This is a genomic window from Pseudarthrobacter sp. 10T415 (assembly GCF_056394175.1).
Genome location: NZ_JBFTHJ010000003.1, coordinates 36,635 through 49,109 on the forward strand (window position 1 = coordinate 36,635; position 12,475 = coordinate 49,109).

Consider the following 12,475-nt stretch of genomic DNA (forward strand, 5'->3'; position numbering starts at 1 on the left):
TATCCACATAGCTGACGGCGGCCCTTAACTGCCACCGCACCGGCATGGAGAGTGGCTCCATGAGCAGGCACCAGATACTTCCGCCACCGTCGGGGCAGGGCCCTGCCGGGCCCGCCGGCCATGCCCCGGGCTCGCCGCCGGCAGGTACATCGCGTGCACCCGCCGGCCCGGCGGACGGGGCCGCTGACGCATGGCTGCCAGACGCATCCGGCGAAGTGCTGCTGGTGACGGCGTCGGCTTTCCTCCGCTCGGAGGTGGAACGGATTGTTGCTGCCGCCGGCGGACGCCTGCGCGTGGCCTTGGATGCAGCAGAGGGCGGCCGTCACTGGGACGGGGCGGCGGCGGTGCTGGTGGGCAGTGACATCAGGGAGCTGCCGCCCCGGCGGCGGGCGCCTGCCGTCCTCGTCGGCCTGGACGGCGAGGGGGACAGCCTGTGGCATCTGGCCGCCGCGCTTGGAGCCGAACGCGTGGCCGTGCTCCCGGATGCGGCTGCCTGGCTGGCTGACCATCTAAGCCGGTCACGGTCGCCGGGGCCCGGTGGGCTGGTTCTCGGCTTGACCGGCGGCTGTGGCGGTGCAGGAGCCACCACGGCGGCCATCTGGATTGCGCAGGCAGCGGCGGGCATGGGTGTGCGCGTACTGCTGGTGGATGGCGATCCCTGGGGCGGCGGGCTGGAACTGGCCATCGCCGCCGAGGACTACCCGGGGTTGCGCTGGCCGGACCTGTCCGACGCCCGGGGCAGCATCGATCCCCTCCAGCTGGCCGACTCCCTGCCTGTGTCCGGCGGTTTCTCGTTCCTGTCCTGGCCCGCCAGCCGCGAACAGCCCGATCAGGTGGCAGGGCCAGCTGCCGCCGGTGTCCTGGACGCTGCCCGGCGGGGTTACGAACTCGTGGTGGTGGACATTGGCCGCCGCGCCGAGCCGCTGAAGACGTTCGCCTGGGACTGCGACCGCATCTTTGTGGTGGTTCCGGCCCAGCTGAAGGCCGCCGTGGCCGCGGTGCGGTTGCTGCAGGAATTCCCGCCCGTGGAAGCGTCGGTGCTGATGCGTGGCAAACCGGGGGCCGCCATTGACGGCCCGCTCCTCGCCGACGCCATCGGGCTTCCCGTCCTGGGCCGGGTGCCCGAACTGCGCGGCATGGCTGCCGCAGTGGAATCCGGCAGGCTCCTGGATCTTGGCAGGCGGCGCAGCGTGCGGCGCTTCGCCGGCACGGTGCTCGATTCCCTCGGTGACGGGCTGCCCGTGGGAGAACCGGTATGACCCCGGGCGAAGGGGAGGCATCCAGGGCTGTTGCGGCACCTCCCGATGTTTCCGCGCTGCCGCCACGGTCCCGGCGAAGTGCCCGGATCCTGGAAGGGCAGCGGCGCGGACCCCATCAGGGCGGGACGCCTGCCCGGGGCCGTCCTGTCGATGCGGGCCTCCTGGAATCGGTGCGCGAATCGATGATGGCCGAAGCCGGGGCTGTGACTCCGTCCCGGGTGGCCGCTGCGGTCCAGGCCACCGGAAAGCTGCTCGGAACTGCGGGAGCGCTCGCCGCAGTGGAACGGATCAGCGCGGAACTGAACGGACTGGGTCCCCTGCAGGAGCTCACCCGGGACCCCGCCGTGACGGACATCTTCGCCAATGCCCCGGACTCCGTTTGGGTGGACCGGGGGCGCGGCATCGAGCGTGTGGCGGTGGCATTCGAGGGCGAATCCCAGCTGCGCGCGCTCGCCTGCAGGCTGGTGGCCGCGGGCGGCCGGCGGCTGGACGACGGGGCGCCCTGCGTTGATGTCCGCCTCCCGGGCGGCTACCGTGTCCACGCTGTCCTGCCGCCCGTCTCCACGGCGGGGACCCTGTTGAGTATCCGCATCAGGCGGGAGCACGTTTTCGGCATGGCTGAACTGCAGGAAGGAGGCATGTTCAGCCTGCCGGTCCGGGACGTACTGGAGAACGTAGTGGAGCAGAGGCTGAGCTTCCTGGTCAGCGGCGCCACCGGCTCCGGAAAGACCACCCTGCTGTCCACGCTGCTGGGGCTGTGTGCGGCGGGGGAGCGGCTGGTCCTCATCGAGGACGCCTCGGAACTGAATCCTGTCCACCCGCACATCGTTTCCCTGGAGTCCAGGCACGGAAACCTGGAAGGCGGCGGCGAAGTGGACCTGGGCGAACTGGTACGGCAGGCCCTCCGCATGCGACCCGACAGGCTGGTGGTGGGTGAGTGCCGCGGCGCCGAGGTCCGGGAGCTTCTTACCGCCATGAATACAGGCCACAGCGGCGGAGGCGGCACCATCCACGCCAACACGGCGGCCTCGGTTCCGGCCAGGCTCACGGCCCTTGGTGCACTGGCAGGGATGAGCCCGGACGGTGTGCGGCTGCAGGCAGCCAGCGCGTTGGACGTGGCCATCCACGTCGACCGGACACCCCGGGGACGCGAGGTCACGTGCATCGGTGTTTTCGTCGATTCGCCGGAGGGGCTGACTGTGGTGCCGGCCCTGGAAACTGCGGCCGGTGTCGCAGGACCCGCGTGGCCGGCGCTGGCCGCGCGGCTCGGCATGGACCCGGAGGACATCCGGTGATTGTCCTGCTGGCGCTTGCCCTGTCCCTGGCGGCGCTGCTGCTGCTCAAGCCGCCCCGGGGTGCTGCCGCGCGGCTGCGCCGTGCCGCGGGCCGGCCGCCCGCCCGGGCATCCGATCTGATGGGCAGACCCGCCCCCAGGCCATTCTCGCGCCGTGGACATAGGGGATCGGGAAAGAACGCCACTGTGGGGACACCCCTTACCGTCCTGGTGCAGCAGCTGGCTGCACTGCTGAAAGGAGGCCGGACACCTGCCAGGCTGTGGGACGAACTCTGGATCGTTTATGGAACGGACGGCCCGCAACCATCTGCGGGGGATGCTGCTGCCGGTCCGGCCAAGGGAGGGCTGTCGGACGGTTCCCTTGCCGTGCTGGCTGCAGCACGCGGTGCCGCGGCGCGTGGCACACCGGTGTCGGCGGCCATCAGGCGGGCGCTGCCGGAGGTGTTTCCAGGCGGGCACCGGGAGGCAAGGATCTGGTCCGAGCTGGCAGCCTGCTTCGATATCGCCGAGGCCAGCGGATGCCCCCTCGCTGATGTGCTCACCCGCTTTGCGGCCCAGCTCGAGGTGGAGGCCGACGCGGCCGCGGCGCGCCAGACTGCCCTGGCCGGTCCAAAAGCCACGGTCTCGCTGCTGACCTGGCTGCCGTTGATGGGCCTTGGGCTCGGGATGGCACTGGGCGCTGACCCGCTTGCCATGCTGTTGGGTACGCCCCTTGGCCTGGCTGCCTTGCTGGGCGGCGTGGCCCTGACCGTTGCCGGCAGGCTCTGGTCCTCGCGCCTGGTGGCAACTGCCGCGGGAACCGGGAAGCTGTGACGGGCACCGGCATCGCAGCATTGGGGCTGTTCGCCGTCCTTGCCGCCGCAGCGTTCCTGGCCTGCGCCGGACGAGGCAGGGCCCGGACACGGCTCCGCACCCTCGAATTACATGACCCGGGCCCGGGGCATACGCCAATAATCCCGGAACCCCGCAACCGGGCCGGACCCGGCCTTGCCGACACCGCCATGATGCTCGAACTTGTAGCGGCCATGCTCGACGCCGGTTCCAGCATCGGCCGCGCCTTGGAACTGGTCTCCATGTCCGCCTCGGCGAAGTACAGCGAATCACTGCGGCCGGTGGTTTCAGCCCTGGCCATCGGTGCCGATTGGGAAACGGCCTGGCGCAGCTCCGCCGTCCGCCAGCCCGACATCCTCGAGTTGCGGGATGCACTGGGCTTCGCTGCGCTGACCGGCGCGCCGTCGTCGGCCATCCTCTACGCCCAGGCGGCCAGGCTCCGCCGGGAACGCTTCCGGGCCGCCGAAAAGCGTGCCGCGTCGCTGGGCGTCAAGCTCGTCATTCCGCTGGGACTGTGTTCGCTCCCCGCCTTCATCTGCCTCGGCGTCGTCCCCGTACTGCTGGCCCTGGTGCCTTCAGGCTCCTGACCGGGGGCTCCTGACCGCAGCAGCGGGGCTCCAGCGGCCCCGGGCAGGAGCCCGCTGTCCAGTCCTCCACAGCGGCTGGCCGCCACTGCTTATCCACTTACCGAAACAGGGACCTTACCGGCCGCCGCCCGCGCCGGAAGAGTCATCACCAGCCGGAAGAACCTCCGGCGCTACGGAAGGAAAAACCACATGTCCACGAACCACCACCGTCACACCTTTGCCGGCACGTCCGCGCTCGCCGCCCGGCCCGCTCCCTCAGGCCGCAGCGCCGGCGGGCCACAGTCCATCGGCCGCGCACGGGACAGCACCCTGCCGGCAAACGTCGTGGAGCTGCGGCCCGGGGCCGGTACGTCCCGCCGCCGGCGGCGTTCCGTCCGGCTGATGGGGTCGGAAGCCGGAATGGCCACCGCCGAGTACGCCATCGCCACCCTCGCCGCGGTCGGATTCGCGGGCCTTCTGGTCTTCATCCTCCGCAGCGATGAAGTCCGGGGTTTCCTGCTGAACCTGATCCGTACGGCACTGGCGTTGCCGTGACAGCTGCGCCGGCCGTGCCGGGTGCGCCGGCCGCGCGGGGAGCCGCTCCGCGGCGGGCGAATAGTTCAGCTGCGTGCCGGGGTGCGGTCACAGCCGAGTTCGCCGTCACCCTTCCCGTCGTGGTGGCCTTGTTGGCCATGCTCCTGGCCGGAGCCGCCGCCGGTGTCACCCAGCTGCGGATCGAGGAGGGGGCGCGGTCCGGCGCCAGGGCCCTGGCCAGGGGCGAAGACCCTGCCACCGTGGCGCAGACCGTCCGCACCCTCGCGGGTGGAACAGCAGCCGCCACGGTGGCAGCCGAGGGCGAATGGTTCAACGTCACCGTGACGGACCGCGTGGGAGGCCCGCTGGGAACATCCATCCCGTGGACCCTCACTGCCCGGGCGTCCACCCGAGCGGAGCGCACGGCCGGTGCGCCAGCAGGGAGCAGCGGCCTCACCGACGGAAAGGGGAACAGGTGACAGCGGGCCGCCCGGGTCAACGCCGTGGTCAGCAAGCCCGTCCTGGCCCCGATCACCGGGAACGGGGATCAGGCACCGTTCTCGCGGCCGGGCTGGCGTTGGTGGTCCTGATGGCAGCCGTGCTGGTGATGCTCCTGGCCCAGTCAGCGGTGCAGGCCAGCCGTGCGGCGTCGGCCGCGGACCTGGCAGCGCTCGCAGGGGCCGACGCCCTGCGCGGAATCTCGGCAGGCGAGCCCTGCACCGTGGCCAACGACGTCGCGTCCCGGCACGCGGCACGGGTCCTCAGCTGCGTAAAGGGCCCCGGGTTGACCCTCGAGGTCAGGACGGAACTGCACGAACGATCGATGCTGGGCGCGGCCACCGGGCGAGCTCGTGCCGGACCGCCGCCCTAGGCTGCCTGCGGCGACGGCAGGGAACCTAGGTGAGCCGGGATCCTGTGTCCGGCTGTTCAACCGGCGCGGACTCTGTGGCGTCCTTCAGCAGGACGCCCAGCAGGGTGATGGCGGCTGCCTTGTCCAGCGGGTTGTTCTTGTTGCCGCATTTGGGTGACTGGACGCAGGACGGGCACCCGGACTCGCACTCGCAGGCTTCGATGGCGGCACGGGTGGCCGCCAGCCACACCTTGGCCTTCTCGAAACCGCGCTCAGCAAATCCGGCGCCGCCGGGGTGCCCGTCGTACACGAAGATGGTGGGCACCCCGGTGTCTGCGTGCAGGGCCGTCGACACACCGCCGATGTCCCAGCGGTCGCTGGACGCCACCAGCGGCAGCAGGCCTATCGCGGCGTGTTCGGCAGCATGCAGGGCCCCGGGGAACTGGGCCTCGATGAGACCGGCGGCGGTGAGGGAGCGGTTGTCCACCACGAACCAGACCGCCTTCGTGAACAGGTCCCTTGCCCCGAGTTCCAGCGGCTCCTCGCCCAGGATTTCATTGGAAATCAGGGCCTTGCGCTGGAAGGAGACAACCTGGGTGGTCACCTTCACGTCACCGAAGTGGACAGTGATGTCGCCCCACTGCATGGTCCGCTGTGTTTCCAGCACCTCAATCTGGGTGACGTCCCGGGCCGTGGTGTAGTAATCGGGGTTGGCCCGGCGGACCACCACGCAGTGGTCCTCCTCATTCAGGTCTTCCACCACATAGCTGTCGCCCTGGTGGATGTACACGGCCCCGTTGTGAGCCTGGTAGTGGGTCTGGGGGGAGTCCATGGTGCCCAGCAGCGAGCCGGTGTCCGCGTCCACGATGCTGACGGGACCGCCGCCGTCGGCCCTTAAGTTGACCATGGCTGCGGCGCTCTGGGGGTGCGTCCAGAACCAGCCGGCCGGGCGCCGGCGCAGGTACCCCTGCGCGACCAGCCGGTCCAGCAACCCTTCGGCGGTGGCGCCGAACAGGCCCAGCTCGCCCGGACCGAGGGGAAGCTCGGCTGCGGCAGCGCAGAGGTGCGGACCCAGTACATAGGGGTTGGCGGGGTCGAAGACCGTGGCTTCCACCGATACATCAAAAATAGCCTCGGGGTGGTTCACCAAAAAGGTGTCCAAGGGATCGTCGCTGGCCACAAAGGCCGCGATGGCATCCTGCCCGGCCCGGCCCGCCCGCCCAATCTGCTGGAACAGGGACGCCCTGGTTCCCGGCCAGCCCGCCACCAGAACGGCGTCCAGCCCGGATATGTCGATGCCCAGTTCCAGTGCCGACGTGCTGGAAACCCCCAGCAACTGGCCTGACCGCAGGGCCTTCTCCACTGCCCGGCGTTCCTCGGGCAGGTAGCCGGACCGGTAGGCGGCCACCCGCTGCGGGAGGCTGGGGTCCACCTCGTCCAGCAGGCGTTTGGTGATAGTCGAAATGGTTTCGGCTCCGCGGCGCGACTTGATGAACGCGATGGTCCGGACCTGGGCAGAGACAAGGTTGGCCAGGAGGTCAGCGGTTTCGGCCACTGCGGTGCGCCGCTCCTGGGCGCCGTTTTCACCGCGCAACTCGGTCAGCGCAGGCTCCCAGAACGCCACAGTGGTGGAACCGTGGGGTGAGGCGTCCCGGGAGACGGCCTTGACCGGTGCACCGATCAGCCGGGAGAAGGACGTGTCAGGGTCAGACGCCGTGGCGGATGCGGCAATGAACACCGGCTCAGGGAAGGAACTGCCGGCGCCGTAGTAGGCGCAGATCCGGCGGAGCCGCCGCATCAGGTTGGCCACATGGGAGCCGAACACGCCGCGGTAGCTGTGGGCCTCGTCCACGATGACGTACCGGAGGCGGCGGAAGAAACCCGCCCACCACGCATGGTTGGGCAGGATGCCGAAATGCAGCATGTCCGGGTTGGCGAGGATGAAGTTGGCGTGGTCGCGGATCCATCGCCGGGACGCCGGGTCCGTGTCGCCGTCGTAGGTTTCGGCCCTGACGGTGGGCAGCCTGAGCGCACGGATGGCGTTGAGCTGGTCGGCGGCCAGGGCCTTGGTGGGGGAGAGGTACAGGGTGACCGCTCCGTCGTCGTGGATCTTCCCGGGCTCGGCCAGCACCCGCAGCTCGGACCGGTGGATGGCGTCCAGGGCCGGCAGTTGGTAGGCGAGCGACTTCCCCGACGCCGTTCCGGTGGCCACCACCACGTGCCCGCCGCCATGGGCGATGTCTGCCGCCTCCACCTGGTGCCGGTACGGTTCCCCGATCCCCAGCGAGCCGTAGGCCGCCACCAGGTCCGGGTGCGCCCACTCCGGCCACGGCTCATGGACCGCGGCGCGCGCGGGAATGGTCCGGACATGACGCAGCTGCTCCGGGTCCGGGCCGCGGCCCAGCAAAGGGATCAGGGAGTCATGGGGATTCACCCCAACATTGTTTCACCCGGCACGGACACCGCCGGCCGGGTTCGCCATCGGGGTAACGGACCTGCGCGCAGATCGGCGGCGGAGTCAGCTCAGGGACAGATCCGAACCGTCGTGCGACGCCGAGAGCATCAGCACCTGCGAAACAGTGCTCCACCCCAGGTGGGAGTACAGCTTCTGGCCGTCGATGGAGGCCAGCAGCAGCCCCGTCTGCACGTCGTGTTCGAAGGCCTGCGCTGCCAGGGCCCGCATGATGAAGCTGCCCAGTCCGCGGCGCTGGAACGCCGGCTCGGTGATGATTTTGTCGAAGACCGCCGTCTCGCCCACCACGAACACCCTGCCGCTGGCGGCAAGCGCCTCACCGGACTTGACCTCGGCATAGTGCACGCCGTGGTGGGTGGACGTGGTCAGGGACAGGTCGTCGTCGGAGAGCCAGGGGTCCTCGGCATCCTGCGTTTCCATGTCCACGATCATCATGGTCTGGGAACCGGAGGTGACGTTCAGCCCGTGCCCGGCCGCCAGCGCCGTGTACCGGGGAATGTCATTGGTGAGGATGGTCAGGACCCGCGGCGCGGCTTCCGCAGTCCTGGCGGCCAGCTCACCGAACTCCTGGTCAGTGGGGTCGGCGGCGAAGTATTCCCATTCCCCGCTGGTGTCGGACCGGAGGGCGGCGGGGAAGCGGCCCTCGGTGGATGTCTTGTACCCGCGGCAGCCGGCCCAGCCCGCCACCCACACTTCAAGAAGGCCAGTGATGTCTTCAATCAACGTTTCCGGACTCATGGCATGAAGACTATGCCAGCCCGATCACAAGCAACAGGGTGCGCCCCAGAGCTTATGCAATTCGTGATGGAGCGGACGCGGACACGGCCCGTGGAAAGACGGATACCCTTAAATACGTGGCTTTGAACCGAATCGTCCTTTTTTACGGCTTTACCCCCATCCCGGATCCCGACGCAGTGCGGCTCTGGCAGCGTGCCCTCTGCGAGAAGCTCGGCCTGACCGGCAGGATCATCATCTCCAAGGACGGCATCAACGCCACCGTGGGCGGCGAGATCGGTGCGGTCAAGCAGTACGTCAAGACCACCCGCGAATACAAGGGTTTCCACGGCATCGACGTGAAGTGGTCCGACGGCGGCGCGGAGGACTTCCCCCGGCTGAGCGTTAAGGTCCGCGACGAGATTGTCTCCTTCGGCGCGCCTGGCGAGCTCACGGTGGACGCCGGCGGAGTAGTGGGCGGCGGAACCCACCTGAAGCCGGAGGAACTGCACGAACTGGTGGAGGCCCGGAAGCAGTCCGGCGAAGAAGTGGTCTTCTTCGACGGCCGTAACGCCTTCGAAGCCCAGATCGGCAGGTTCAAGGACGCCGTGGTGCCGGATGTGGCCACCACGCATGACTTCATCAAGGAACTGGATTCCGGCAAGTACGACGCCCTGAAGGACAAACCGGTGGTCACCTACTGCACCGGTGGGATCCGCTGCGAAGTCCTGTCCAGCCTCATGGTCAACCGCGGCTTCAAGGAGGTCTACCAGTTGGACGGCGGGATTGTCCGCTACGGCGAGGCCTTCAAGGACCAGGGCCTGTGGGAAGGCTCGCTGTACGTCTTCGACAAACGCATGCACCTCGAATTCAGCGACGAAGCCAAAACCATCGGCGAATGCGTCCGCTGCAAGGCGCCCACCAGCAAGTTCGAAAACTGCTCCAATCCCAGCTGCCGCACCCTCACCCTGTACTGCGCGGATTGCGCCGCCAGCCCGGAAACCCTCCGCTGCCCCGGGGGCTGCGCGGCCTGACCCGGCTGCACCACCAAAGTCCGCCGTCTTACAGCTTGCGGAGCCGGAACGCGTAGTTGGCCCCGGTCCTGGCCTCCACCGTGACGGTCAGGGCAGTCGGTGCCGAAAGGTAGATGACGTTCTCACGGTTGATGCCGCACCGCAGGCCCAGATCCACCAGGGTCAGGGAGTCGCTGCGGACGGTGAAGTTCACGCGGCGCTGGCTCCGGCAGGCCAGGGTCAACGCGTAGGTCCCTGTTCCCAGGGCGGGCGAGGCATCGGACCGCACTTCGCCGGCGGCCAGCACGCCCGCGCCCATGTGGATAGCGGGCTGCGGGGCCTCCGGGAGCGTGCGGGCCACCCACCCGTCCAGCTCATCCTGGCCCACGGGGTCGCGCGTCAGCGGGTCCCTGGTGAAGAGGGGACCGGGGTCGGCGGTCGCTTCGGCCCCCGCCGACGCGGCGTAGCTCCGGCCGTCGTCGTACGTGTATTCGCAGCCGCCCAGCGCCAGGCCGGCCGCCAGCACAACGCCAACGACGGCGCCGGCCGGCTTCCGCGCTGGCGTCGCCCGTGCTGTCGCTCGTGCTGTCGCTTCGCGAGGTACTCCCACGGGACGGGGCACGGAGAATCTCCGCACACTGGGCATATCCCGACTTTATGCCTGCGGGCGCCCGCCTGCCAGAGCAGGAACCACCGTATTAACGCGCTGCCGCCGGAGCCAGCTGGTAGGCATAAATGAGCGGCGCATCAACGCTTGAAGTGCTGATTTCGAGCCGGCCCGCTTCGGGGAGCGCAACCTTGGACGTCTCTTTGCTGCCGTTGCAGGCAGCCCCCGCCTCGGTGATCGCGGCACCGTTCAGCGAGACCGCGAAGAAGGCCTTTCCGCCGCCGTCGCAGGTGGCCGTCAGCGTGTAATTGCCCGCGGGGACGTCGGCCGCCTCCTGCACGATGCGGTCGCGGTTGAGGATCTTGCCGGCGTCGTCAAGCACCGAGTCCGGGGCCGTGGGGAGCGCCGTGGTGCGCCACTGCGGAACGTCGGCGTTTTCCACCGAAACAACTGATGAGCAGCCAGCCAGGGCCAGGGCAGCCAGCGCGGCAGCAGCGGCGGCGAGGGCCTTCAGCTTCGGCCCGCCGGACCGTTCCGGAGGGTGGGCGGCGGACCGCACGCGGGCACGCGCCAGGAAGGGAAGGCTGGAAGGCATGCCTCAACGCTACCTGCTGTCCGGTCCCGGACTAAACTTGTCCGGTGCCTGAAACCCCTTTTGAGTTCACTGCCGGCAACACTCCCGACGCTCCCCGCAGCGACCTGCCCCACCTGCTGCGGGCGCTTGCCGCGGACCTGCGGCGGCTGGACTACACGCTCGACGGCGTCGCGGGCCTCCTGGGCCCGTCAGCGTCCGCCGCGCTGAACCGGGACCAGATCATCCCTGCGATGCTGGCCGTGGACCGCGCCGTCCGGGAGGACGCCGCCGCGGCGCCGCTGGCCGCCGTCGTGCGCCTCTGGCTCCTGGCAGAACCGCAGGACAGGGCAACGCTCGACGCCGCCCTGCCGGGGATCCGCGCGGAAGGCCTGGAAGAGCTGGGGCTGCTGCAGCCCGTACCCGGCACCGGCCGGCTGTCCGCCAAGGCGGACCTGCGGCCCTACGGCTGGGAGAAGAATGAAGACGGCAGCGGCGGCGCCGAACTGTGGGTGGCCAGCGACCTCGCCGCGCACCAGCAGGCCGGTGTCCTGCGGCATGACCACGTCCTGGGCATCGGGCAGGCTTCCACCACCCTGGTGCAGACCACCGTCCGCCGGCATACCGCCCGCGCCCTGGATTTGGGAACCGGCTGCGGAATACAGTCCTTCCACCTGCTGCACCACTGCGAGCACGTCACGGCCAGCGACATTTCAGCACGTGCCCTGGCGTTCACCCGCTTCAACATCCTGCTCAACGCCGAGGCCCTCTCGGTCGACCCCGGCCGGCTGGCCGACCGCGTGAGCCTGCGGCTCGGCTCACTGCTGGAGCCAGTGGCGGGCGAGGAGTTCGGCCTGGTGGTGTCCAACCCGCCGTTCGTCATCACCCCGCGCAGCGCCGGCGAGGACGCCGCGGACCAGTTCACCTACCGCGACGGCGGCCTGCCGGGCGACGAAATCGTCGCTTCCCTCGTGGCGGACCTGCCCGCCGTATTGGCGCCGGGCGCCACGGCCCAGATGCTCGGCAACTGGGAAGTGGCAGCCGGCACCGACTGGCACGAACGGCCGCAGTCATGGGTCCGGCCCGGCACCGACGCCTGGTTCATCCAGCGCGAGCAGGTCAGCCCCGAACAGTACGCAGAGACCTGGTTGCAGGACGCTTCCGAGGGCAGGGACCGCGACCACTACCGCGACGCCTACGGGGCGTACCTCGCCGACTTCGCCTCCCGGAACGTCGAAGGCATCGGCTTCGGCATGGTGTGGCTCCGGCGCCCGGCCGCGGACGCGCAGCCCGTGCTCCGCCGCTTCGAGGAAATCAGCTACCCCATCGAGCAGCCTGTCGGCCCCCACCTGGGCGCCGCCGTCGAACGCAGCGACTGGCTGGCGGCGCACTCTGTGGCGGACACGTACCTGCTGGTGGCCGGCGATGTCACGGAGGAGCGCCACCAGCGGCCCGGTGCCGAGCACCCGGGCGTGATCCTGCTGCGGCAGGGTGCCGGGCTGCGGCGTACCAACCTCCTCAGCACCGAACTTGCCGGGTTCGTGTCAGCGTGCGACGGCGACCTGACCGCCGGCCAGATTGCCGGCGCCCTTGAGGCGCTGCTGGGCAGCGGGGAGGGCGGATCCGGAGAGGACTCCTTCCGCGGGAGGCTGCTGGCCGACGTCGAAAATCTGGTCCGCGACGGCTTCCTCCTGCCGGCCGAAAACTGACCATCCACCCGTGGTCTCCGCACCCCTTTTGGTACCCCCCGTTTTCCACATGAA

At 69.7% G+C, this 12,475-nt stretch carries 13 protein-coding genes; 9 read left to right on the plus strand and 4 right to left on the minus strand.

Annotated features, from left to right (window positions below):
- The first annotated feature begins 59 nt into the window (after positions 1–59).
- From ssd to AC1DBN_RS05840, 7 genes are all read left to right on the plus strand, one after another.
- Complete coding sequence (gene ssd, locus AC1DBN_RS05810; protein WP_314215736.1) at positions 60–1,259, plus strand: septum site-determining protein Ssd; 1,200 nt, start codon at positions 60–62, stop codon at positions 1,257–1,259.
- Complete coding sequence (locus tag AC1DBN_RS05815) at positions 1,256–2,554, plus strand: TadA family conjugal transfer-associated ATPase (protein ID WP_314215735.1); 1,299 nt, start codon at positions 1,256–1,258, stop codon at positions 2,552–2,554. Before ssd ends, AC1DBN_RS05815 begins: the two co-directional genes overlap by 4 nt.
- Positions 2,551–3,366 (plus strand): type II secretion system F family protein, encoded by an 816-nt coding sequence (locus AC1DBN_RS05820; RefSeq protein WP_477722745.1) that lies wholly within the window; start codon positions 2,551–2,553, stop codon positions 3,364–3,366. The genes AC1DBN_RS05815 and AC1DBN_RS05820 overlap by 4 nt, the downstream gene beginning before the upstream one ends.
- Complete coding sequence (locus tag AC1DBN_RS05825; RefSeq protein ID WP_314215733.1) at positions 3,363–3,971, plus strand: type II secretion system F family protein; 609 nt, start codon at positions 3,363–3,365, stop codon at positions 3,969–3,971. Before AC1DBN_RS05820 ends, AC1DBN_RS05825 begins: the two co-directional genes overlap by 4 nt.
- Positions 3,972–4,160: 189 nt before the next feature.
- Positions 4,161–4,505, plus strand: a complete 345-nt coding sequence (locus tag AC1DBN_RS05830) for a DUF4244 domain-containing protein (protein ID WP_314215731.1) — start codon at positions 4,161–4,163, stop codon at positions 4,503–4,505.
- Entirely contained in the window at positions 4,502–4,963 is a 462-nt protein-coding gene (locus tag AC1DBN_RS05835) for a TadE family type IV pilus minor pilin (RefSeq protein ID WP_477722746.1), read from the plus strand. The genes AC1DBN_RS05830 and AC1DBN_RS05835 overlap by 4 nt, the downstream gene beginning before the upstream one ends.
- Positions 4,960–5,355: an Rv3654c family TadE-like protein gene (locus AC1DBN_RS05840; RefSeq protein WP_091722940.1), complete on the plus strand. Its 396-nt coding sequence runs from the start codon at positions 4,960–4,962 to the stop codon at positions 5,353–5,355. Before AC1DBN_RS05835 ends, AC1DBN_RS05840 begins: the two co-directional genes overlap by 4 nt.
- A gap of 25 nt (positions 5,356–5,380) precedes the next feature.
- Here the strand turns inward: AC1DBN_RS05840 and AC1DBN_RS05845 are convergent, their stop codons facing one another.
- Both AC1DBN_RS05845 and AC1DBN_RS05850 read right to left on the minus strand, forming a co-directional pair.
- Positions 5,381–7,768: a DEAD/DEAH box helicase gene (locus AC1DBN_RS05845; RefSeq protein ID WP_477722747.1), complete on the minus strand. Its 2,388-nt coding sequence runs from the start codon at positions 7,766–7,768 to the stop codon at positions 5,381–5,383.
- Positions 7,769–7,852: 84 nt separating this feature from the next.
- Entirely contained in the window at positions 7,853–8,545 is a 693-nt protein-coding gene (locus AC1DBN_RS05850; RefSeq protein ID WP_477722748.1) for a GNAT family N-acetyltransferase, read from the minus strand.
- A gap of 116 nt (positions 8,546–8,661) precedes the next feature.
- Between AC1DBN_RS05850 and trhO the strand changes: the two genes are divergently transcribed.
- On the plus strand, positions 8,662–9,555 hold the full coding sequence (gene trhO / locus AC1DBN_RS05855; RefSeq protein ID WP_477722749.1) for an oxygen-dependent tRNA uridine(34) hydroxylase TrhO: 894 nt from the start codon (positions 8,662–8,664) through the stop codon (positions 9,553–9,555).
- A gap of 28 nt (positions 9,556–9,583) precedes the next feature.
- On the opposite strand, the gene AC1DBN_RS05860 is transcribed toward trhO, so the two are convergent.
- Complete coding sequence (locus AC1DBN_RS05860) at positions 9,584–10,156, minus strand: hypothetical protein (RefSeq protein ID WP_477722750.1); 573 nt, start codon at positions 10,154–10,156, stop codon at positions 9,584–9,586.
- Positions 10,157–10,232: 76 nt separating this feature from the next.
- The gene (locus AC1DBN_RS05865) at positions 10,233–10,736 is read right to left on the minus strand and encodes a hypothetical protein (RefSeq protein ID WP_314215718.1); all 504 of its coding nucleotides are present in this window, start codon (positions 10,734–10,736) and stop codon (positions 10,233–10,235) included.
- A gap of 44 nt (positions 10,737–10,780) precedes the next feature.
- Here AC1DBN_RS05865 and AC1DBN_RS05870 point away from each other — a divergent pair, with 44 nt between their 5' ends.
- Positions 10,781–12,421, plus strand: coding sequence for a DUF7059 domain-containing protein (locus AC1DBN_RS05870; protein WP_477722751.1), 1,641 nt, complete (start codon positions 10,781–10,783; stop codon positions 12,419–12,421).
- Positions 12,422–12,475 lie beyond the last annotated feature (54 nt).